The organism is Paenibacillus wuxiensis (assembly GCF_040195695.1).
In the GTDB taxonomy this organism is placed as follows: Bacteria; Bacillota; Bacilli; order Paenibacillales; family Paenibacillaceae; genus Paenibacillus_B; species Paenibacillus_B suaedae.
Window position 1 is genome coordinate 323,694 of sequence record NZ_JBEFZI010000004.1, and the last position, 22,611, is coordinate 346,304.

The window sequence follows — 22,611 nt, forward strand, 5'->3', positions numbered from 1 at the left end:
CAACAAAGGGATGGAGATGGCGGCGAGCAAGATTCCGCAAGATGTCCGAGTAGCAAATCGTAATTTATCGAAGGCGCTGGATTTCTACAGTTCCATCGATAGATGGGATTTGCCTAATCGTTCTCGGGTTAAAGATATTGATCCCGTCCTATTCGACCATCAAATAACGGACATAATTGGAATAAAGAAATTGATTAATTGATAGGGAGGACATAATGATAAACCCTAAAAAATTTGAGATGGCGTTTAAAAGATATCACAAGAATTTTGTTGATGGTATTAAATTTGAAGATATAAAAGAAGAGTATGATGAATGCAAGAGCGAAGTTATTGATATTGTTGAAGAAAGAGACGTAGAAAAGGATCATATTTTATTAATTAATTTGTCCTCAATTTTTTCTTACTCCTTATCACAATGGAAACACGATGTATTGATCAACGGCGGAAACAATCCAGAAGGATTAAAGAACATGCAAAAGGTCGTGTTTTATCAAGTTATGGGGCAGGATCCGTATACAACAAGATACCCTCATATGACATTAGAATATACATTTAGAGAAGTTGTCATCACATTGATCCATTTTGCGATGTATGGATGGGAGAAAGAAGAAAATATATTATATGATTTTATTGTTTCTCACTTCGGCGGACATTTAATGGATGTCAATGAAGAGAACAGACATATTTGGTTTTTGCTTGAGCTGTACCTGCAGTATAGAAACAAAACCATCATGGGAACGAATAACAAATTGCATCTAGCTGTGAAAAATAGGTTAAAGGAGGATGGACAGCGATGCGGCTCAATCCCTGATGATTTAGACATTTATGATGAAGTGCTTCACCGATGGTCCACTAGTGAACTGCTGGAAATAGATCATCAAATTTCGAAAATGTCCCTTTATCATTCTATTTTAGCTTCTGAAATCGGCCAGCTGGACGAATTTGGTGACTTCAGATATGGATTTTATCCATTTGAAATCTTATTCTTGATCCATGTAAGGGAAAAACTTGGGTTACCCGTTCCCGCACACCTTGACGATTTATTGATGAGTACCCCCGAAGCAAAAATGGTGTTTGAAGACCCTGAACCATACCCTGAATGGGACCCTGCACTTCAGATGATCGATCAATTTTATCGTAAAAACTATCCTGAATATATTCCTAACCAGCATGGGGAGTTGTTTCAATAAAGGGGGAAACAAGTATGCAAGATCAAGAAGTAGCACAACTCATCTTCCCTATTAAAAAGGATCTGGAACAGTTTTTGAAGGATGAAGGAAGTTATGACATACATGATGACCTGTTAAAATTCGGGTTAAAAACGAAACGGTTTTTATACGTTGACTATAAAGGTGAGCAGCATCAAGAGATCGTCAATTTTATTCTGGACTATGAATTTGACCATCAAATTGAATTAGCAGCAAAGGAAGAACTTGAGCAATTAGAAGCGTATGACTACGAATTTTTACCTGACAAGCTCAGAGTGGCTAACAAAATACTGTCACCAAAGGGGTATGGACTATTTTTATATCCAAATTCGGGCGACTTTTATGCACTATTCATTGCAAAATTAGAGAACATAACAAAATTACTGCAAAAAGAATTGCTGCTCGATGATAGAATCCCTTTCCAAGAAAGGTGTATCAAGTATTATAGATAGCGATTATAGCATTCAGGGCTTAAGTTTGTACGTTTTCGAGATCCAGTCTAAAATTTTGTGTAAACCCTATATAACCCCAAAATACAACTAACAAATCAAACACTTGATAAACTTTCAAGCTCTTTCCCACTTGAATCATGAGTAGGAATGAGCTTTTTTGCATGCTCAAATCAAAGTAGGACGAAACGAAATTTTGCATTACAATCAACAAACTACCACTATAGACAAACAACTATTAATCTTTGAAGGCATATTCCAACTTGAAGCAAGAAGAAGGAATAGGGCTTTTTCTATGAAAATAATAATTTTGGACTATGTAAAATTGTTTGTGTAAAGATGAACTCCCCATATAGGAAGTTCATCTTTACGTTTTGACAAACCCTAATCAATAAGAAACATTCGTTTTCGCTAGTCGAAATTACTTTCTATGTTCCCAGAACCTGAGCTAGGCCTTGCCGCACCGCTTGTAGACCCATCTGGATTTTGATAAGGAGGGGAGATGTCCTCTTGATCCTCCATCATTCTATCTTGATAAACATCGGAGTCCTTTTGATTCAGTTCCGTATTATCTCCTACACCAAAGTTCAACACATATATACAACCGCCAATTAGAATAATAATGGCGAGACCAAGGCAAGCAGCTATTCTTTTCCACATAATTCTGATTCCTTTCGTTTTCAAAATGTATCATTACATATGTTTGATTATTAAATCTTTTTGTTCTAGAAATACCGCTGTATCTGATTGCCTAGCCACGTCTGGAGAGTGGGTGACGACTATGATGCATTTATTTTCTTTATGGGCAAGCTCTTTGAATAATTCGATAATGTCAAAGGCAGTTGCTTGATCTAGATTTCCGGTAGGCTCATCGGCAATCAATAAATCCACGTTGCAAGATAGGGCACGGGCAATCGCCACGCGCTGCTGTTGTCCACCGCTAAGCTGCAATACCTTTCTTTTGGCTTCTATTTCTGTTAACCCTACCTTTTTTAATAATTCAAGCGCTCTTTCCTTTTTGTCTTCCACATCGACTCCCGTTATCTCCATGGCTGTTACTACATTTTGAAGCGCTGTCATATACGTAATAAGGTTGTAGGATTGAAAGATAATCGAGACATGTTTGTTTCGATAGGAATCAAGCCCTATCTTCCGTATATCTGTTCCTTTGAATAAGACAGACCCGCTCCTAGGAATATCTAATCCGCTTGCTAAACTAAGAGTCGTTGTTTTTCCTGATCCCGATGGTCCTAAAATCGTATAAAAGTGACCGGCTTGAAACGAAAAATTGACGTTATCTAAAATCGTATATTTTTTATTATTGCTTTTATAATGGTAATTCAGATTTTGGAACTGCAATATAGCGTCCATATAAATCATCCTCTATTCATGTTTTAATAAAATATCTTTTGGGTTCAATCGAAGAATCGATAATGCTGGGAGAATGGTTGATAAGATTGCGATGACTAGTCCCAACATGCCTAACTTCAACATATCCTCGGAGGTTACTCGCACATCAATATCATGAATCGGCTCCACATCCTGAGCTTGGTCAGGTTTCATTCCAAACGAGAATCTAGGATTATTTTCCGCCTGCTCATCCTGATCATAAGAAGCAACTTCATTCTGCAATAAGCTGTCTCCCATTTTTTGAGACACGGTCCCGCCTGTAAAGACAGAGAGGCTGAATGCTAGGGCAGCGATACACAATACTTCTACTAATAGTTGTCCGATCAATTTTCCTTTTTTCTCGCCAATCGCGAGCAGAATTCCTAATTCCTTCCTTCGCTCCTTTATGGCCAACGTAATAATAAGTCCTAAGATAATGGCTCCTGCAAAAGAGACCAGGTATATGATCCATTTCGAGGTCGATGCTACGTTCTCAATGGGGCCCACCATTTTTCGATATAATGCATCATGGGCATCGAGCTTAAATAGATCGAAGTCAATGCCTGTTTTCTTGCCTTCTGCTTTGAAATCCCCAATATGGTTCGGATCATTCAAGTAATATATGGCTTGATCAATGGGGCTCCCTTTCGTTTCCTTATTTTCTGAAAATTCCTTTAACGATCCGTACGAGACATATACTTTGTTCGACGGATGAAACAGCGGCGGTGCCGATTCCATGTTACTGTCTATCGTGGATATTTCGTAAATTCCGATAATCTCTAAATCTATTGTCGATGTTTCATCTTGTGCTTGAATCTTTAACTGATCGCCAACTTGCAGATTGTTTTGTTCAGCCAATTGTTTTTCGACGAGGGCTACTTTCTGATCCTTGTCCTCCGGTGTTATGGAACGGCCATCGATAATTTTATTCGTTTCGTCCGCAAATTCTTTTAGCAAATCAGAAATTCGAACGCCTTGAATGAGCGTGTTTGGCATTTTAATGTTCCCTTGGCTTCCGCCTACGGAACCGCCTACCGCGTTATCTCCTTGATCGGCATTAATGGGGGTATAGCCATCGGCTACGCCTTGACTGTCTTTTACATAGTTGAACTCTTTTACATATGGAGATTCGGCTAACTTATCTGCTTCCTCTGTAGAGATTTCCGGACGATGTATTCTTTCATTTGGATTCTCAAGTCTCTGTTTTTGTACGTACTTTTGAAATTTATCCCCATCTAATCCTAGCGTCACATCAACTCCTAACTTTTTCCTGGCGAGATCATTCGCTGTCTTTGTGACATTCTGTATGGCGAATCCCGCTAATACTAAATTAGTAAGCACTAAAAAAACGGCGAATAAGATCAAGGATTTTCCCTTTCTTGCTTGTACACTTAAACATGCACGTTTGATAAAATTCATAGATGGTAACCTCCTTTTTCATATCTTTAATGTAAAGGACTCATCTGGAGTCTAGATGGAGCCAGCAAGGATTTTATCTAGAGATCGTGGGATCTTATCTGGAAAAGTAATTGAGATGCAAACAAATACAACCCATGAGGCTGCCGAATAGCAATCCCACGGGTTGTGTTTGTCTCTTGGAAGTCTCTATATAGCTTGAAAACCAAGATTTTCTTTGATTATTTTTCTACATGGAAATCAAGGGTTTGGACACCAAGAACTTCATCGAGTTGTTTTTTCATTTGCTCCTTCGTGATTGTACCTGCTTTTGATTGATCAAAGAGGGCTTTTACCTTTTGTTGGTTAGCATCATCAAAGCGAATCGCTATTGTTTCTTTCTTCATGTTGTGACCCGGGCTGAAATCTACATTCAATTCGATGCCAAGCTCTTGCAGCTGAGATTTGGCTTGCTCTTTCGTAAGCGCTCCTGTTCTCATTTGCTCAAGAATCGCTTTTGCCTTTTCTTTGGAAGCCTCGTCAAGGTTATCGAATTTCGCTGCGTCCATCTTTACCATAACGCCATGAGCTGTTTTGCTGAATTTCACATCCATGTCAATGCCAAGCTCTTGCAGCTGAGATTTAGCTTGCTCTTTCGTAAGTGTACCAGCTTGAGCTTGCTCAAGAATCGCTTTTGCCTTTTCCTTGGTAGCGTCATCGAAGCTAACGGAAGTCACTTTGCCCTTGAACATGATACCGTCATGAGCCGCGTTGAAATCAAAGTCTACATCGAGGCCAAGTTCTTGCAGCTGAGGTTTGGCTTGTTCTTTCGTAAGCGTCCCTTTCTTCACTTGATCGAAAATGGCTTTCACTTTGCTTTGAGTTGCTTCATCGAGATTACTTGCTGCCGTTACCTTAACAGCCGTTGTCAGTTGTCCATTCCCGATAGATTGCGCAGGTACCTCGGCAGCGAATGCGGATCCCAAAGAGGTGAGTGTGAGTACAGCTCCTAAAGCAGTTGTGGCCAATGTCTTTTTCATACTTGTCAATCTCCTTCGTGAATGTATTTTTGTTTACGACCTCATTGTAGGACCCTTATCTGGAGTTGCTATGAAGATCATGTAGAGTTTTGGTGGGGATTTTTCGGTCTCTCCATATAAACTCCAGATAGCACGGCTATACTAATTCAAGAGGTGATATCATAATGAACTATCAGATTCTTGTGGTAGAAGATGATCAAGAGATTCGGGAACTAATCAAACAGTTTTTAATGACCCAACACTATAGCGTTGAAGTTGCATCCGATGGAATAGAGGGCATGAAACAATTCAATAAGCAATCCTTCGATTTAATTCTATTGGATGTCATGATGCCTAACCTTAACGGATTCGAGGTTGCTAAGATGATTAGGAGTGAGTCCAATGTTCCCATCATTTTGCTAACCGCTTTAGAGGAAGAACAGGATCAATTAAAAGGTTTCGATCTCGGAATCGACGATTATATTACGAAGCCTTTTTCCTTTCATGTTTTGATACGGAGAGTCGAAGCCGTATTAAGAAGAAGCAAGGATCAAGGAACGAATAATGGCCTGGCGTTCAAGGAAGTTCAAGTAGATTGCGACGCCTATAAAGTATACGTCAACGAAGTGGAGATCCCATTAACGACCAAAGAATTTGAAATCGTCCAGCTGCTTGTTCAAAATGAGAAAAAAGTGCTTACCCGAGAAAGCATCGTCGAGAAAGTATGGGGGTACGATTATTATGGAGAGACGAGGGTCATCGATACACATATCAAAAATATTAGAAAGAAGTTAGATATACCTTACATTAAAACGGTAAAGGGGATCGGCTACAAAATTGATGAGTAAATGGTTGGACATGCTGAAGATGAAGCGCATTACCTATAAGCTTTTCGTGACTACGTCACTTATTCTGTTAGCCTTTGCCGTCCTAATTTATGTATCGCTGTACTTCTTTCTCCCTACCTTTTATGAGCAATACAAGACGAATCAGCTTCAGACAGGAATCGAAGAAATCATAACGAAATCGAAGGATCTTGATTTGCAATATGGCGTGCTTCTTCTTGATGACTTCTCCAAAAAAAATAACGCAATCGTCTATCTTCAAAATAAAGAAGGAGCCATCATTTACTCTCCTTTTTTTTCTGCGGTTCGCAAAGGTTATTCATATTCACTATCGACGGAAGTGAGAGTCGAAAGAGCAAAACCAATCGTGAATTCAAACTCCTTTGATGTCGCCGTGCCCATTCGGTTTTTGGATGCGAATCTAACGCTCGTCGTGTCCGCTACCTTTCAACCAATAGATGAGGCCTCACAGGTGTTGGCGCTTTTTCTCCCTTATTTAAGCGTTATCGTTATTGTGATTGGCATAGGCAGTGCTTACTTGTATTCGAGGTTTATTACGAAGCCGCTTCTGTACATTAATCAAGGTGCGCAGAAGATGGCGAACTTGGATTTCTCCGAACCAATCGAGGTTCGTTCTACGGATGAATTGGGGGAGCTATCTACCAGCCTAAATGAACTGTCCGTGAATTTGCAGCAAACGATGCAAGAATTGCACAATGCGAATCGGCAGTTAAAAAGCGATATTGAAAAAGAAAGAGCAGTAGAAACAAAACGCAGGGAATTTTTCGCGATTGCAGCGCATGAATTGAAGACACCGCTCACCGTAATGAAAGGATACTTGGAAGGAATGATCTATCATATCGGTCCATATCGCGATCGCGATCAATATTTGCAGAAAAATCATCAGATTGTCGAGGGAATGGAGCAGTTGGTTCGTGAGATTTTAAGCATGTCGAAGTTGGAGCGCGATACATTCAAGCTGCAGTTGGAAGAAGTGAATCTCTCGCAGCTCATGGATAAAATAACTGCGGATCTTGAATATTTTGCGGCTCAGCGGGAGATTCAGCTTATGAAGCATATTGCCTCAAACATAATGGTTCACACTGATCGTCTGATGCTGGAGAAAGCGTGCAAAAATATCATCCATAATGCGATTATGTATTCTCCGCAGGGAGAAAAAGTGTTTGTTCAGCTAACCCAGGATGTGCAGGAAGGCAGCATACAATTTCAAGTCATCAATACGGGCGTGAACATTAAGGAAGAGGACATGCAGCAGATTTTCGAACCTTTCTATCGAGTTGAAAAGTCGAGAAATCGCAACACAGGGGGGAGCGGACTGGGACTATATATTGTTAAGCAGATTTTCGATGCTCTGGGCATCACGTACTCTATGCATAACATCGAGCAGGGCGTACAATTTGCAGCTATCATTCCGAAATCACGACAGTGAGCGTTTACAAGGGGCGGGCAATAAAATGGCCGTGCAGGGTATGATGAGAAGAGAGCGAGTAACGCAAACAGGGTCAGAATAGACGTATTGGCGGCACTTGGCGTATATGCGGGAATTGCCGGGGGAATGATGGATGCAGGGATTAGAGCGGATAAGATGGGTAATAGGACGGGAATCACACGATGAAAAAGGTATTAATTATCGAAGGTGATGAGCTCCTGCGGGAATCAATGGCTCATGATTTCCAGCAGGATGGATACACTGCTTATACAGCTGAGGATGGACAGCAAGGGTTGGAGCTATTTGCAGCGTATGATATCGACCTTGTGGTACTGGATGTCATGCTTCCGGAACTGGATAGTTGGGATGTATGCCGCCGTATCCGTGATGTGTCCAAGGTTCCCATTATTTTAGTTACGGCAAGTAGCGATGAGGAGGAGGCGCTCCTTGGTTTTGACTTGGGTGCTGACGACTATGTAACGAAGCCCTTCAAGCCTGCAGTTCTCATGGCACGAGCAAGGAGATTGCTGAAGTCTGCGAGTCAGGACGAGCAGCAAGACGATATTATCTTGTGCGGCATTCATATGAATAAGTCTGCCCACAAGGTGTCGATTGAAGGGACGCCAATCAATTTAACTCATACGGAATATACGATCTTGTTGAGTCTTATGGAACATAAGGAGCAAGTAATTACTCGAGACACGCTCATTACAACGATATGGGGATATGAGCAAGGCGGAGGCGACAAGGCGCTGAACACACATATTCGCAACCTCCGATACAAGCTGGGGGATAAAGCTAAGCATATTACAACGGTCGTGCGGGTTGGATATAAATTTGAGGTTGATAAATGACGGGTATTGGGTTGAAAAGCTGCTATGAAAAAACAGCACCAGCGTCTCTCTACGGTCGAGGGAGGAACTGGTGCTGTTGTTATTTTTATTACGTGGCAAAAATTTGCTCGATTACTCCTCTAGCTCCTTGCCTTTCGTTTCCGTACCAAGCCAGAGGACGGCAACCGCACCGATTACAATGGTGACGAAGAACAGCCAGAAGATCGCACTAATCGCAACTTGGCGAGCGACGAGCATGCCGACTAGGTACGGAGCGATAATGCCGCCGACTCTGCCGAAGGATGCGGCAAGACCAACGCCGGTAGAACGAACCTTGGTCGGGTATAGCTCTGGCGTATACGCGTACATGCCTCCCCATGCACCAAGGTTGAAGAACGACAAGCATATTCCGGCTGCAATCAGCATGCCTTCCGTTGTCGCACTGCCGAACCAGGCTGCACTACCTGCGGTAAGCAGCAAGTACAAGACGAGGACGAACTTGCGCCCGAACTTCTCGATGAGGTAAGCGGCGGTGAAGTATCCGGGCAGCTGTGCGAGTGTCATGATGAGCACGTATTCGAAGCTTTTGACCAAGCTGAAGCCCTTCAGCATCATAACAGAAGGCAGCCAGAGGAACATGCCATAATACGAGAAGACCACGGTAAACCACAATACCCACAGCATAATCGTAGAGCGGCGGTGCGGCCCAGACCATACTGCGACAAAGCGCTCGCGGAACGACAGCTTCTGCTGTTCTGATTGCTTCGCCTGCTGAGTAAAGCGCGGCGGATCTTGAATTGCCTTTCTCAAGTAAAGTGCGTACAGTGCTGGAACGGCACAGATTAGAAATGCCGCTTGCCATCCGTATGTAGGAATCACGAAGTAAGCAATCAGTGCAGAAGCAATCCAGCCCGCTGCCCAGAAGCTCTCCAGCAGGACAACGGCACGTCCACGTTCCTTGGCAGGAACGGATTCAGAGACAAGGGTTGACGCGACGGGCAGTTCGCCACCTAGACCCGCTCCGGCGATGAAGCGCAATATGCACAGCATCGTGAAGCTCGTTGCTGCTGCGGATAATCCGCTGGCAATCGAGAAGATGACCAGCGTCCAGAGCAGAACCGACTTACGGCCGTATTTGTCCGCTAATGCTCCTGCGAGCAGCGCGCCTACTGCCATGCCAATCGAATTAATGCTTGTAAAGAGTCCTGTCTGCTGCGGGGTTAAGCTCCATTCGGCTGCGAGTGCCGCCGCGATAAAGGAGATAATGCCGATATCCATCGCGTCGAACATCCAGCTCATTCCGGCACTCCATAGCAGCTTGCGCTGCTTCGGCTTATCCAACGTTTTCGCCGTATTCATTTCAGTCTCTGCCTCCACTTGATATGTGTTTGGATATAGTTTGTTCAGAAGGTCACATGCGAGCTTTAGAACAAGCTTTAAAAAGGCGCAACTTGCTCTCTGATGTGATACCATTCATCAGTATGGACTTTATCATAACAAATAAAGCTAATTTTGGTTATAAAAATTCACGAAAAATAGGTAAGGTTATTCAGCTAGTGAGTCTTAGCCTAATCAAAAAAGCGATGACCCCCATTTAATCGAAGGCCATCGCTTATCATTTAATTTTTAAATTGCTTATCTGTAGAAGTGTGGCGCGGCGTGCCCGTAAGCCCAACAGCCTCGTCGTACGCATCGAATATCGCTCGCGCGATTGGCGCTGCGCTATAAGCCCCGTAATTGCCCTCCGGAACAACGACTGCGACAGCTAAGGTCGGATTTTGCGCGGGAGCGTACGCAATGAACACTCCATTTTCTACTCTGATGCCTTTTGCGACTTCCTGTTCGGATGTTCCCGTTTTCCGATAATAGTCATAATTGAACCCTTCAAATCCCCGTACCTTCACTCGGCTCATGCCAAGCTCAATCAAGTCCCAATAGGCTTTATCGAACTTTGCTTCGTTCAGCATCTCCGGTTTAAACTCTTTTACTACCTTTCCGTCCGGATCCGTAATTTTGCTGACGAACTGCGGCTTCATTCGCTTGCCATGCGAAGCCAGCGTAGCCGCATACTGGGCGAGCTGAAGCGTTGTATACTTGCCCTGCTGGCCGAACGAGGCGTATGCAAGAGCGGATTGCGCGCTGGCGCGCACGGCTTCGCTCATGTAGTCCTTTAGGCCGGCTATCTCTCCAGGCAGTCCGCTGCCGGTCTTTACACCAAGTCCGAACATTTCCATATATTTGTCCCATGTCTTCAGTCCGTTCACATCCGTTCGGGAATATAAACGTTTGCCGATCAAATCGATCATAAAGGCATTGGAGGAGAATTCCAGCGCTTTTGCGGCATCGATGCGACCATGCGACTTGTTGTTCGCATTCCGGATTTTCCTTTTTTCGAGTCCGATTTCGGCATAGCCGATGTCAGGATAATCATCGTACACGCTGAACAGCTTTTCCTTCAAACCGATAAGGACGGACAACGGCTTGATTGTAGAGCCAAGATACACGATGGAGTTCGGGTGCTTGTTCATTTCTTTTTCCTCGTATGGGCCGTAGGCTGCTTTAATCGTGCCGTTGTTCATAAAGGATTTATTTTTTTCGTAATCCTCAACGCTGATGGAGCCGTTCTTCCAGACATTGCTGTCATAATCCGGCATGCTGGCCATAGCGACGATATTGCCCGTCTTTACTTCCATGGCGACGGCATAGCCCGTACGTGCGTTAGGGGCTCGCTCCACGGAATTCGAGGAGTTGCGAATTTTCTGCAGCGTATTCATAATCGCGTCTTCGGTCTTCATCTGAATGCTTTTATGAATGGTTAGGTGAAGATTGTTGCCCCGCTCAGGCTTGGTCATTTCCATGGGGCCCATAATTCTTCCCGCTACGTTAACCGGGAATTTCTTGAGTCCGTTTTTGCCGCGGAGCTCTTCCTGGTACATGAACTCCAGCCCGTCAACACCGACATCCTCATAATCGAGGTATCTGAGCTCCTCGTGCCGGGAATTTCTATTTTCGTATATCTCCTTATAATAATCGTAGGACTCTCTGACACCTCTGAACTTTTTCAGATAGCCGATTGTTTGCACCGCGACTGTATCCTGATCATAGTTTCTGACGCTGTCTTCTATAATCTCAAGATCTTTATATTCGGACTTATGCTCCAAAAAATAAGCAATATCCTTCGAGGATAAATCCGTTTTGATCAAGCGGGGGACATATACGGGATTAACATTGGCATTCAGATCCATACGCTTCACTATGTCCTCGACTGATTGTTCCTCTCCCGTCTTGGTATTGCTTTTGAATCTCTCGGCGAGCTTTTCAGCGAGCTTCTTGGCTTCCGCCATGTTTTCTTTATTCTTGTAGTTTTTGTTCACGTTAAAGTAAAGTGATTGTGTCGATGTGGAATAAGCGATCTTGTGATTGCTGGCATCATAGATGATTCCGCGAATCGGTGCGATAGCTGTAGTCCGGTAGCCCAATGAAGTTTCTTTTTGCTTCAGGGCAGGGCCATCTACGAATTGCAGCAACGCCAAGCGTATAATAAGTATGGCGAATAAGGCGAATATAATAAAGAAAAATCCAGTCAAACGGACAGAAAATTTGCGTTCAATGTCTGATTTGTGTTTGTTTGCGTGAGTTTCCTTAGATAGATTCAAAGCACTATTTCCTTTCTGCATCTGCGTATCATATTCCGTTTACCAGGTTCGTCATTCCTTTGATACAAGTACACCTCGACTTTATTAAAATTGATCATATATTCATATAGTTGCAAGCTCTTTTAATCATCCAATTCAGATTCCATATGAGAAAAGGCAGACTTGTACACCTATTAGATGCAGCAACGGTTACGATGGTTTCTTGAAAAATATTACAAAATAATGCAAGTGTGCTTCGGCTTCGCTTCGTGCTCGACTTTTCATTTTGAATCGGCTGGAGTAAGATAATCCTAACATCATCATGATGCGGACAAGTTCCGATACGGCTGCAGGAAAGAGAAGGAGGAGCTATGCTTCAGAAATTCGGTTTTTCACAATATGAGAGCAAAGTATACGAGACGTTGGTGGCAGGAGACGGCCCTATGGATGCAACGAGTGTGGTCAAGCACTCAGGCGTGCCGAAGGCGAAAATATATGAGGTGCTGTCGCGTCTTATTGATAAGGGATTAATATCGGATTCCATATCCGAAAAGAAAAAGACTTATTTGGCGCTACCGCTTCAGGTTGTTATCGAGAAGCTGTCCAAGGAATTCGAACAGAGCATTGAACAGTTGAAGCAAATGAATGAGCGCAAAATCGCAGCGGACAATCATGTGTGGAGCTTGAAATCGGAAGCTTCGATTATGGCGTATTGCCAGCATCTGATTGAAGAGGCGCAGGACACGATTATCGTCTCGATGTGGAGCGATGAATTTCGGAAATATGTGCCGCTGCTGGAGAAGAAGGAGCGGGAAGGCGTACGAGTGGAGGCATTTGTAACGGGGACAGATGTGCCGAAAGCCCGAGTGTCGAAGCTGAATACGTTATCGCCGACGGAAGAGCATCATACGCTGGAGAGATTCATGCTGGTTGCAGCCGACTCATCCCAAATTATGTTCGCGGGGATGGAGCAAGGGGAATGGCAGGCAATGCGCACCGGGGCGCAGCCATTCGTAAAATTCTTTATTGAGTTCTTTTACCATGATGTTGCCTTGGCGAGAATTTCACAAAAATATAATGCAGAGCTCATGGCGGACGAGGAAATGAAGTCACTGCTGATGCGGCTTCGTTATTAAAGAGGATTAAACTGTTGCATGAAGAGCCTCAAGTGAAAGGAAGTAAAAAGCAGGCCTCCGAAGAGGTCTGCTTTTTTTCATCCTATGAAACTGATTACTTATTGAAGTTAAATTTTGCCCGAGAGTTTCATCAAACGATAGAGAATAGAAGCCACTTGTGCGCGAGTAGAGCTTTGATCAGGAGCGAACGTGTTGTTAGACATGCCATTGATCAACCCTTTATCCACGGCATACGCTACAGCTGCTTGGGCGCTCGCCGAAATCCGATCTTTATCTTTGAAGTTTAATTGCACTTTCTCACCCTTCAGATCGACTTTCATGGCATTGATCATCAATACGACCATTTCTTCGCGGCCTAGGATATCATTTGCCCCTGCCATCGCAACGTAATGACTCCATTCTTTCTCTTGACCAAGAATACGATCCAAGTGCGCCACGAATTCTGCGCGCGTTATCGTATCGTTCGGAACGAATTTGGATTCACTTTTCCCTTTGGTTACGTGTTGAGCCGCAATAACTTCGATTTCATGTTTTGCCCAATGGGTCTGAATATCGTCGAATGAAATGTGAATCTCCATCAGCTCGAAGGTGCCGAGCGTAGAGGTTGTAAGTTGAATATTCCCCGGCTGATGCACGGCATTGTAACCCACATATACCCATTTACCGTTTTCATCTTGCTGGTAAACGCCAACTTTTTGCAAATCAATTACTTTGTTAGCCGGCTTAAGCTCGATCTTAATCGGATGACTCAATTTTCCTGTATCGTTGCCGATCGTGACGATCTGCGATACGACGGTTGTTTGATTTGCCGAATGGATGTTAACTTCACCATTGTCAGAATCTTTTGCCGATAAGCTTGCTTTAAATCCATTTGTACCAATAAAATCAGCCAATGCATCCGCAGGAATTCGGATGGTAAATCCATTGCCGGTAAGGATCAATCCTTTGCCGGATGCCAGTAGTTTGTCAGCCGTTGCTTTATTAAAGATTACATTCGCACTGCTGTAGTCGTTGAAGCCAATATCGGTAAGATCCAGCGTGGCGTCAGTCGCTTTCGAATCTTTCAACTGGGCGATCAAGGCCTCACTCGATACGCTTATCGTTGCGATAGTCGCACCCTTAACGTTTTTCGTCGTAGTGAGCGTGCCTGCTTTTACTTTCTTGCCTATTGGTGCTGGAGTCGATGGTGGGCTTGGTGTGTAAGTCGATGGCGATCTTGGAGAAGTCGGTGTCGTTGTGCCAGAATCCTTGGTTACGGTGACTGATACCTCATGAGATTTGCCTTCGTAAGATACAGTGATCGTCGTTTTCCCTGCTCCAACGGCTGTCACCTTGCCGGTATTGCTTACTGTAACAATGGTCGTACCAGGAACGCTATACTTTGCACCCTTTGTAACGTCTTTCTTGCTTCCATCGCTATACGCCGCGGTGACCGTAAGCTGAGCATCTTTCCCAACTTTAAGATCTACGCTGACCGGCGATACCGAAATCGACGTTACTTTGACTGGGGTTGTCGTTTCTTCTGTAACGGTAACAGGTACCGCGTAGGTTTTACCTTCGTAAGCTACGGTTACTGTCGTTTCACCTTTTCCAACGGCTGTCACCTTGCCGGTATCGCTTACCGCAGCAATGCTTGGGTTAGCTGTACGATAATCTGCGTCGCTTGTAACGTCTTTCTTGCTTCCGTCGCTATACACCGCGGTGACCGCAAGTTGAGCATCCTTCCCAACTTTTAGAGCTGCGCTGTCCGGCGATACCGAAATCGACGTTAATACAGGATCGACTGGGGTCGTAGTGACAGTGACGGGTACTGAAGCCGATTTCCCTTCATAAGCTACCGTTATCGTCGTGCTGCCTTCTCCTACCCCCGTTACTTTACCATAGACAACGTCTATGACACTGAGATCGTAATCGGCATAGATGGCCCCATACGTGACGTCACTAACACTTACTGGGAATGGCTTGCCGTCTGCGTCAACATATTGAGCCGTTACCGTAAGATTTGCAGTGGAACCGACACCTAAGGTTAGAGCCTCCGGCTGTACTTTAATTCCACTTAACACGGGATCTGCGCTAGTAATCGTAACAACTTTCTCCGCATGGTTACCTGCCGCGTCGTCTACGAGCAATTTCAGCTTATTCGCTCCGGTCGTTAAACCGCTTAACGTGATATCGAACTTGCCATTTTGATCGAGCTTTACAGGTTGCGAGGAAATCAAGTTGTCGTCGCTGTCTAATAGTTCGTATTTCACATGCAAGTTGTCGTTAACGTTGTAGGCCAAGCCCAAAGTTTCCTCAACGACTGGTCCGAATTTCACGTACGAATCGTCTATCGAGCCGGAGAACTGCACATTCGAACCCGTAACATGTAAACTGTCGGGAGAAACGAATTTTGGCGTGCTCGTCTTGACATACACGGGAATCCAATCCCCTGTCACTGCTCCTGTTGAAGAGGATTGCCCTACAATCTCCATGGCATAGGCGCCTTCCGGAACAGCTGTGTTCAGCGTCGTTCCCGGCTGACCCCATTGATGATACTTACCGTTAAAGGTTAACGCCTTTGCTCCCGTTGTCACGCTGCCGTTCATAATCCATCCGATAGTACCGTCTCCGTAATATCCGCCGCTCATATTGTTTAGATCATAAAGTTGAATGTATGAAGTTCCTTGCCTATCGTGGAATTCATATCTCACAGTTGTGCTGTCCAGCTTGCCATCCCCGTTCGGAGAGATATGGTTGCTGTCGATCGTAAAGGTCTTCAATCCCGTCGGTGGGGCGAAATTCGCCGCGAAGGGAAGAATTAGATTTGTCGTACCGTTTGTAATCTTTACGTAACCCAGCATTTCGTTACCGTTTGCTCCAGTCCCTTTCGGAACATTTAGCGTCACGGTCAAATTTTGTTCATCGTTTAACGTAAAGCTGGACTTGTCGACTGTCACGTTTGAGCTCGCAAGCGTACCTGTCGCCGCTTTCGTCGTTTGGACGGATACCGTATAGTCGCTTGGGCTTCCCGTTACATTTTTAACAAGAATAGACCGTGATACCGTTGTTGGATTGTTCGTATTCGGAGATACATTGCCGAAGGTGATTGTTCCCTTGGTGTAGTCATAAGTCTTATTGGAGAAAGTGGTTTGATCCAATTCATACGCGAGCGCTTCAGTTGTCGCTGCTTTAAGCGGCTGAATACGTCCCGGACCTTGAGAGAAGACGTCGTATTTCGTTACGTCCAGTTGCTTGGCCGTATTCGAAATCGCGACTTTAATATCGAACGGAGTCCAATCGGGATGCTGCGATTTAAGCAAAGCCGCAACCCCCGCTACGTGCGGAGCCGCCATACTCGTTCCTGTATAACGGTCGTAGGATTCGGAATAGTCAGGGTAGTCAGGCAGAGGCTGTCCTTGATTATCGAGATAATCTTTGCCATAGGCAGGAACCGATGACATGATGTTAGTTCCTGGAGCCACCACGTCCGGTTTAATATCAAAGACCGGATTGGCAGGTCCGCGCGAACTTGAATTATTGATATCGTCACTTAAAGTCGTACCGGTGGTGAATTCTCCGAAGGTGACGGTACCTGAGTCGCCCGCAAGAGCCGTTCGCAGTGCGCTGCCGTCCGTGTAGGACATATCAAATGTTGGGATGGACGCGAAGGAATCTCCTACAAAGGCACCTGACGGTCCTGGAGTATTCGTTCCGCCCGCAGAATTGTGAACAATAACCGCTATGGCACCTGCATTTTTCGCTGCCGCTATTTTATCCACGAAGGCAATATCTCCGCGGGCAACGAGAGCGACTTTACCTGCCACATTCAGACCCGCGTAATCCGTCACTTTACCAAGGCCAGGGATTGGGGCGACATCATACGTTCCGGTCAAAATACTTTTCGGGTCTGTGCCGAATTTCCATGCCATCAAATTCATGATATATGGTGTGACCGTTCCCGCTTTGTCTAGAGTTACAGTAGCCTTTCCGGCCATCGTTTTTTCCGGAACAGTAGAGTTGCCCACCGATATCGCGAAGGCTGCCGTGCCCGGACTGCCGATCGTCCCTCTATTTGGACCTGAGTTCCCCATAGAAAGGACTGCTGTCGTACCTGCTAGAACTGCATTGTTGATGGCGATCGCGTCAGAAGCAACTTGGCTATTGGTAGATCCGCCCAAAGATAGATTGATAATGTCCATTTTCTCTTCGACGGCTTTATCAATACCTGCGATAACCCCTGAATTCGAGCCGCTTCCATACGCGCCCAGAACGCGATAAGCATATAATTCAACGGAAGGGGCAAGTCCCTTTATACCAAAAGGATTTTGGCCTTGAGCTGCAATCGTCCCGGCAACATGGGTGCCATGTGAGGTATTAAAAGGATTTCCAGTAGTAGGGTGAATCCACGGTCTATTATCAGGGTGATCCAACAGCGTAGTTTCATACGGATCGTCTCCTCTAGTACGAGCGTATCCCGTATCGGAACCGTCTACTACTTGCGTAATAAAGTTATGTCCGCCTTTATAAACGTCTTTTAAATCAGGATGAGTATAATCAATTCCGGTGTCGATAACGCCTACTTTAACTCCTTGGCCTGTATAGCCTAAGGCCCATACTGATGGAACTTCAAGGAATGGATTACTCGTGTTCATGTTCGGATGGACTTCACTATCCGGCAGCTTTGGGGACTCTACCCCCAGAGCGTGAACTTCCACGTCAGGCTCTACCATTTGTACACCTTTCATCTTAAGTAACTGTTCCACTTGACTTGCTTTTACCTTAAGGGAGACCCCATTAAATGCATAATTGTATGTAAAGCCCACGTTAGCGTTGATACTCTTGCTACTTAATTGGCTGACAAAGCTTTGTTGCTGTTTATTGATCTTTTGTTTCGTGCTCTGTTCTGAGGCTGCAGTAAATGATTTGCCCTCAAGCATACTCATACCCTTCGCTAGAGCTACTGGGGCTTCGGATAATTGGACGATAACTGAAATTTCCTTGTCGTCAGTAAGGTTTTGCAAATCGGGATGGAGTACAGGCTCTTGACCTTCTGTAAATTTATTCTGATCAACAATCTGCTGCATTTTTGCACGCACTTCAGGACTCAGTGCCTTGCCTGTCAATTGTGCTTGTGAATCAAATGCGTATGCGGAAATCGGAAAGAGTAGGGAAAATAGCGTCAATACGACTACTAGCAAACGACTTACAAATAAACGTAAATTTTTCAATCGGCTGTGCACTCCTTTTCTCAAATTGATAGATAGCATTTCTCGGGTTATTTACACCTCCTTACATATTCTGAAAATGATGGCGGTTCACTTAGAATATATGATACAAATTGTATCGTGTCAACGCTTTCATGTTAATGAAATGTAACTGAAATCAAATTTCCTAAAATCAAAAATAAAAAACGACACTCTACACCAATTTTCGGAGTAGAGTGTCGTTTTTTGGGCTTAATATCCGCCCGCAATGAATATAAATTCGCATCCAATTAACCAAGTGATTAACCAAATTTGAACCCGTGGATTCACAATTCCAGAGCGTGGAATTTGTATCATATCAACTGCCTTCGGCTTGCTTCATTTATTCAGCTGCAGCGGCTGTATTGGCCTTAACTCGGGAAGAACGAGTCAGAGAGAACATGGCACTTCCCAGCGCCAGCAGGACGAACAGGCAGCCGACCCATGCATTATTGGCTACAGAGCTCTGTTCAATGACAAGTCCGCCAACGACAGAACCACTCGCAATACCAAGATGAAGCACCGATGAGTTCAGGCTGAGCTGGATGTCAGCTGTATCGGGAGCAGTCTGCATGAGATAGCTTTGCTGCGCCGGGGACAATGCCCAGCTAAGCGCACTCCAAATCACCATCGCAATCAAGAAGACGTAGAACGATACTTGTGCCGTCAGCGGCAGGACAAACATGATCACCGCGAAGCTTGATACAATCAACAAAATGGAGCGTTTTGTTCCCCATTTATCCGCCATCAAGCCGCCAAGCCCTCCGCCAGATACGGCTGCCAAGCCGAACAAGAAGTACACAATGCTGGTCATGCCTGGACTAAGCTGGAACGTCTCCTGTAAATAAGGTGTCAGATATGCATAGAGGGTCAAATGCCCTGTCAGCATCAAGTACGAAATAAGATGACCGCTGACGAGCTTCGCATTCTTCAATGAAACGAACTGTGTACGCAGGGTCGTAACCTCGGAAGGGGGAACCTTCGATAAGAAGGCATAAATCCCTAGCATTGCAATTGCAGTCAGTCCCACAACTAGCAGGAACGGCGCCCGCCATCCGTATGCATTTCCGATAACCATCCCAATAGGAACGCCTAAGACGAGTGATCCGCTGATGCCCATGTAGATGACGCCAATGGCGCGCCCTTTATATTCCGGCTGGACGAGCTTCGAGGCAATCGTGATGGACAACACGATAAGCAGCGAGCCGCTGGATGCCGACAAGGCTCTGGCTGCGAGCAATGTAGCATAATTCGAACTGAACGCCACGATAAGATTCGAGATTAGGAAGATGAACAAAAAGACAATATACAGTTTTTTGCGTTCAAATTTGGCTGTGAGATTCATTAAAATTGGTGCCGAAATCGCAAAGGCAATCGAGAAGATCGTAATCAGCTGCCCGGCTGCACTGACGGAAATGTTCAAATCCGCAGCTATCTGATCGAGGATTCCCCCGATAATAAGCTCTACTGTGCCGACAACGAATGCGGCTACTGCCAAAATATATACACGAAAGTTCAAGAGAGACATTCCTTTCTGATTGAATAAAAAGTTACTACTATTATAGTAACCTAAATACGAATGTGCAACAGAAAAGTATTCCTGCTTGTCCGATATCGTGTTTATTCACTCGCAAGATAAGAACAAGCCGACCTAAGATGATGGCATCCTGGTCGGCTAGTTTACGTTCAGCATATCTCCATGCATTATGATGTCTTGGTCGAACGAAAGGCGTACTGGAAGGCATTCAGCAGCTTGGCGAATGCGCGCTTGCGGATATGTCCGTAGGTTACGGCGCTGATTGGGGGATCGAATCGGAAATTGTACACCTTCGTGTCCGTCATACGAGCTTCCTTCATATATCGCTCGCGGATGAGCAGCTGTTCGTCCGGCTCCAATTCGTGCACGATGGACTCAATCAGCTCGCAAAACGCCAGACATTCGCTCGCTTTATCTGTATTATAGACCGCTACTGCGGCAGTCGGATCGCCGACCCGGTTCGTCGCGCCATTTTCTCTCGCTTCATAATTCGTTGTAATCCGCGCCTCGCGAACTGCGAACTTCATAACCTTGCACATTCTGTATTTGGCAAATACCTCATCAATTCGTGCTTTTGCTTGCTTCGCATCCATCGCTTCATGCTCTGGCATGTCCATGAATCCCATTACCATTAGGCAAGGCCTCCTTTGTTTCCATTCATACTCGAGGTTGTGTACTTCCTATTTATCTATTGGGTCCAGCATCGAAATGGAACACCGTGGGCAGGTATTCCCATTATACCACAAAAACAAGAACATTTGTTCCTATAAATAATTAAAAACAAATCAAAAAGAAACTATAAAACGAGTTTAAACCAAACAGGTGTTCGCCGTTTTATACTATTAACGTGGACATCGTGAGCAGAAAGGAAGCTGCCTTCGCTATTTTCAAGCAAGCAGCATGAGGCTCTATTAGGATGGCCGATTAGCAAATGAGCAGGATGCAAGATTAGCAATTTTCCCAGTAGATGAAGGGAGGTGATGTGGATTGATTGTATATCGCGACATTGTAGAACGATGGCTCGTGCCCATGGGGAAGGCATTGAACATGCCGGTTGTTCCCTTGGACGGCCTGAAGGCGGATCAGACCGAGCCGCTTATCGCGTACGACGTGGCTGAGCCCTACATCGATTGCTCGCCCCATCATGCGGAATCACAAGGGATGATTGAGAAGGTTGTTGAGATGGAATGGCTTCTTCTCATTTGCTCCAAGGATCGCATGGATATGGTGGAACGCTGCCGGGATTTGCTCGGCTGGCAGTGGACGGAAGGATTGGAGTGCTTGACGACAATCCCAGCCGTGCAGGTGCATATGGGGCCAGCGCAGTGGAAGACGGAGCCGACTGCCGGACTAGGTCTCCGCATTAGGCTTCGCATGAAGGATCGCTTCGAGCGAAACTTTACATTCATCGAAAAAGTGGAATTACAACGAAACGAAAAGAAGGAGTGATTGTTCATGTCAATTCAAGACGTACAAGTAACGATTGATTTACAAAAGCCTACAGGTCGGTTGTCCTTCGGAATGCCGCTTATTATCGGGAAAAAAGCCGGAGGCTCTGCCTATAAAGAATACGGGGATCTCAAGGCGGTCAAGGATGATTTCGCGGATACGACAGCGGAATACAAAATGGCGGAGGCGCTCTTTGGACAAGGCGATCGCTCACCGGCTCGCATTGCGATTACAGCTTGTGATGAGAAGGAGGAACCAGCAGCTCGCCTTCGCTCTGTAGTCGATAACGGCTGGTACTATCTGCTCTCCTCTGATAATAGCGATGCTGTAGTTGAGGCGTTGGCCGCAGAGATTGAGAAGGAAGATTACCGTCTGTTCTTTACACGTACTGCTGATAAGACGAAGCTTCAAGCGCTGAAGTCCAAGGCTTATACGCGTACGGTCGTGTTCTATCACACGGATGCCGCGGTATATCCAGAAGCCGCGCTCGTAGGTTCGGTTGGTTCTGCTGAAGTGGGCTCTGTGACGTGGAAGTTCAAGAAGTGCACCGGCATCGACGCGATGAAGGTAACAGCTGGCGAATTGATGGAAATTCACGACAGCGGCGCAATTACGTACGTGAACAAGCAAGGCGAGGCTCGCACTTCGGAAGGCAAGACGCTGTCCGGTGAATATATCGACGTCATTATGGCGCGTGATTATGTGCGTGCCCGCATGGAAATGCAAATTCAGAACTTGCTCAATCAATCGAGCAAAATTCCGTACACGGATGCAGGAATTGTCCAAATTGAGAGCGCGGTGATCAACGTGCTGTTGGAATCTTCCCGTATGGGCATCATCGCGACAGCCGACAGCGGCGAGCCGTTGTTCGGTACGTCCTTCCTGTCTCGCAATGAGGTAAATCCAAGCGATCGCGCGAACCGCGAATATCGCGGCGGCTCGTTCTGGTTCGAGATCGCGGGCGCGGTGCATCAGGTGAAGGTGAACGGTGTTATCCGCTTCTAGTGAATCACTTTCCATCACGAGGCATGACAAGAAGTA

18 protein-coding genes are annotated in these 22,611 nt (G+C 45.2%); 9 read left to right on the forward strand and 9 right to left on the reverse strand.

The genetic code is table 11. From position 1 onward, the window contains the following. Positions 1-16: 16 nt before the first annotated feature. Genes ABN764_RS10500 through ABN764_RS10510 form a run of 3 tightly spaced genes read left to right on the forward strand, consistent with a single transcriptional unit; the run spans position 17 to position 1,660 of the window. Positions 17-202, forward strand: coding sequence for a hypothetical protein (locus ABN764_RS10500; protein WP_446671841.1), 186 nt, complete (start codon positions 17-19; stop codon positions 200-202). Positions 203-215: 13 nt separating this feature from the next. Beyond that, positions 216-1,190 carry a hypothetical protein gene (locus tag ABN764_RS10505; protein ID WP_446671842.1) on the forward strand — a complete coding sequence of 325 codons (975 nt, stop codon included), beginning with the start codon at positions 216-218 and terminating at the stop codon, positions 1,188-1,190. Between the two features lie 14 nt (positions 1,191-1,204). Further along, positions 1,205-1,660 (forward strand): DUF6630 family protein, encoded by a 456-nt coding sequence (locus ABN764_RS10510; protein WP_446671843.1) that lies wholly within the window; start codon positions 1,205-1,207, stop codon positions 1,658-1,660. 408 nt (positions 1,661-2,068) lie between these two features. On the opposite strand, the gene ABN764_RS10515 is transcribed toward ABN764_RS10510, so the two are convergent. The 4 genes from ABN764_RS10515 to ABN764_RS10530 form a co-directional block, all read right to left on the reverse strand. Further along, entirely contained in the window at positions 2,069-2,317 is a 249-nt protein-coding gene (locus ABN764_RS10515; RefSeq protein ID WP_446671844.1) for a hypothetical protein, read from the reverse strand. Positions 2,318-2,350: 33 nt separating this feature from the next. Then, positions 2,351-3,028, reverse strand: coding sequence for an ABC transporter ATP-binding protein (locus ABN764_RS10520; RefSeq protein WP_315742550.1), 678 nt, complete (start codon positions 3,026-3,028; stop codon positions 2,351-2,353). Between the two features lie 12 nt (positions 3,029-3,040). Beyond that, entirely contained in the window at positions 3,041-4,465 is a 1,425-nt protein-coding gene (locus tag ABN764_RS10525; RefSeq protein ID WP_446671845.1) for an ABC transporter permease, read from the reverse strand. Between the two features lie 218 nt (positions 4,466-4,683). Continuing rightward, positions 4,684-5,481 (reverse strand): hypothetical protein, encoded by a 798-nt coding sequence (locus ABN764_RS10530; RefSeq protein WP_446671846.1) that lies wholly within the window; start codon positions 5,479-5,481, stop codon positions 4,684-4,686. Positions 5,482-5,642: 161 nt separating this feature from the next. Between ABN764_RS10530 and ABN764_RS10535 the strand changes: the two genes are divergently transcribed. The 3 genes from ABN764_RS10535 to ABN764_RS10545 all read left to right on the forward strand — a co-directional run bounded on the left by ABN764_RS10535 (position 5,643) and on the right by ABN764_RS10545 (position 8,609). Beyond that, positions 5,643-6,308 carry a response regulator transcription factor gene (locus ABN764_RS10535; protein ID WP_446671972.1) on the forward strand — a complete coding sequence of 222 codons (666 nt, stop codon included), beginning with the start codon at positions 5,643-5,645 and terminating at the stop codon, positions 6,306-6,308. Beyond that, complete coding sequence (locus tag ABN764_RS10540) at positions 6,301-7,755, forward strand: sensor histidine kinase (protein WP_446671973.1); 1,455 nt, start codon at positions 6,301-6,303, stop codon at positions 7,753-7,755. The genes ABN764_RS10535 and ABN764_RS10540 overlap by 8 nt, the downstream gene beginning before the upstream one ends. Positions 7,756-7,937: 182 nt before the next feature. Then, complete coding sequence (locus ABN764_RS10545) at positions 7,938-8,609, forward strand: response regulator transcription factor (protein ID WP_446671847.1); 672 nt, start codon at positions 7,938-7,940, stop codon at positions 8,607-8,609. 111 nt (positions 8,610-8,720) lie between these two features. Here ABN764_RS10545 and ABN764_RS10550 read toward each other — a convergent pair whose 3' ends face one another. Then, positions 8,721-9,947, reverse strand: a complete 1,227-nt coding sequence (locus tag ABN764_RS10550) for a niacin permease NiaP (RefSeq protein WP_021259515.1) — start codon at positions 9,945-9,947, stop codon at positions 8,721-8,723. A 260-nt stretch (positions 9,948-10,207) separates the two neighbouring features. Then, positions 10,208-12,244, reverse strand: coding sequence for a peptidoglycan D,D-transpeptidase FtsI family protein (locus ABN764_RS10555; protein WP_446671848.1), 2,037 nt, complete (start codon positions 12,242-12,244; stop codon positions 10,208-10,210). Between the two features lie 350 nt (positions 12,245-12,594). Between ABN764_RS10555 and ABN764_RS10560 the strand changes: the two genes are divergently transcribed. Continuing rightward, positions 12,595-13,359, forward strand: coding sequence for a TrmB family transcriptional regulator (locus ABN764_RS10560; protein ID WP_021259512.1), 765 nt, complete (start codon positions 12,595-12,597; stop codon positions 13,357-13,359). Positions 13,360-13,466: 107 nt separating this feature from the next. On the opposite strand, the gene ABN764_RS10565 is transcribed toward ABN764_RS10560, so the two are convergent. The 3 genes from ABN764_RS10565 to ABN764_RS10575 form a co-directional block, all read right to left on the reverse strand. Continuing rightward, positions 13,467-18,569 carry a S8 family serine peptidase gene (locus ABN764_RS10565; protein WP_446671849.1) on the reverse strand — a complete coding sequence of 1,701 codons (5,103 nt, stop codon included), beginning with the start codon at positions 18,567-18,569 and terminating at the stop codon, positions 13,467-13,469. Positions 18,570-18,927: 358 nt separating this feature from the next. Beyond that, positions 18,928-20,112 (reverse strand): MFS transporter, encoded by a 1,185-nt coding sequence (locus ABN764_RS10570; RefSeq protein ID WP_326848298.1) that lies wholly within the window; start codon positions 20,110-20,112, stop codon positions 18,928-18,930. A gap of 176 nt (positions 20,113-20,288) precedes the next feature. Continuing rightward, complete coding sequence (locus ABN764_RS10575) at positions 20,289-20,753, reverse strand: ArpU family phage packaging/lysis transcriptional regulator (protein WP_021259509.1); 465 nt, start codon at positions 20,751-20,753, stop codon at positions 20,289-20,291. A gap of 355 nt (positions 20,754-21,108) precedes the next feature. Here ABN764_RS10575 and ABN764_RS10580 point away from each other — a divergent pair, with 355 nt between their 5' ends. Both ABN764_RS10580 and ABN764_RS10585 read left to right on the forward strand, forming a co-directional pair. Continuing rightward, positions 21,109-21,570: a hypothetical protein gene (locus ABN764_RS10580; protein WP_174810619.1), complete on the forward strand. Its 462-nt coding sequence runs from the start codon at positions 21,109-21,111 to the stop codon at positions 21,568-21,570. A gap of 6 nt (positions 21,571-21,576) precedes the next feature. Then, on the forward strand, positions 21,577-22,575 hold the full coding sequence (locus tag ABN764_RS10585; RefSeq protein ID WP_174810620.1) for a DUF3383 family protein: 999 nt from the start codon (positions 21,577-21,579) through the stop codon (positions 22,573-22,575). Positions 22,576-22,611: the final 36 nt, after the last annotated feature.

Excerpts from the sequence above, each read along its gene's own strand:
- ABN764_RS10550 (WP_021259515.1), bottom strand. The coding sequence starts at position 9,947 with ATGAATACGGCGAAAACGTTGGATAAGCCGAAGCAGCGCAAGCTGCTA.
- ABN764_RS10505 (WP_446671842.1), top strand. The coding sequence starts at position 216 with ATGATAAACCCTAAAAAATTTGAGATGGCGTTTAAAAGATATCACAAG.
- ABN764_RS10540 (WP_446671973.1), top strand. The coding sequence starts at position 6,301 with ATGAGTAAATGGTTGGACATGCTGAAGATGAAGCGCATTACCTATAAG.
- ABN764_RS10510 (WP_446671843.1), top strand. The coding sequence starts at position 1,205 with ATGCAAGATCAAGAAGTAGCACAACTCATCTTCCCTATTAAAAAGGAT.
- ABN764_RS10520 (WP_315742550.1), bottom strand. The coding sequence starts at position 3,028 with ATGGACGCTATATTGCAGTTCCAAAATCTGAATTACCATTATAAAAGC.
- ABN764_RS10530 (WP_446671846.1), bottom strand. The coding sequence starts at position 5,481 with ATGAAAAAGACATTGGCCACAACTGCTTTAGGAGCTGTACTCACACTC.
- ABN764_RS10585 (WP_174810620.1), top strand. The coding sequence starts at position 21,577 with ATGTCAATTCAAGACGTACAAGTAACGATTGATTTACAAAAGCCTACA.
- ABN764_RS10560 (WP_021259512.1), top strand. The coding sequence starts at position 12,595 with ATGCTTCAGAAATTCGGTTTTTCACAATATGAGAGCAAAGTATACGAG.
- ABN764_RS10525 (WP_446671845.1), bottom strand. The coding sequence starts at position 4,465 with ATGAATTTTATCAAACGTGCATGTTTAAGTGTACAAGCAAGAAAGGGA.
- ABN764_RS10575 (WP_021259509.1), bottom strand. The coding sequence starts at position 20,753 with ATGGTAATGGGATTCATGGACATGCCAGAGCATGAAGCGATGGATGCG.
- ABN764_RS10570 (WP_326848298.1), bottom strand. The coding sequence starts at position 20,112 with ATGTCTCTCTTGAACTTTCGTGTATATATTTTGGCAGTAGCCGCATTC.
- ABN764_RS10515 (WP_446671844.1), bottom strand. The coding sequence starts at position 2,317 with ATGTGGAAAAGAATAGCTGCTTGCCTTGGTCTCGCCATTATTATTCTA.
- ABN764_RS10500 (WP_446671841.1), top strand. The coding sequence starts at position 17 with ATGGCGGCGAGCAAGATTCCGCAAGATGTCCGAGTAGCAAATCGTAAT.
- ABN764_RS10545 (WP_446671847.1), top strand. The coding sequence starts at position 7,938 with ATGAAAAAGGTATTAATTATCGAAGGTGATGAGCTCCTGCGGGAATCA.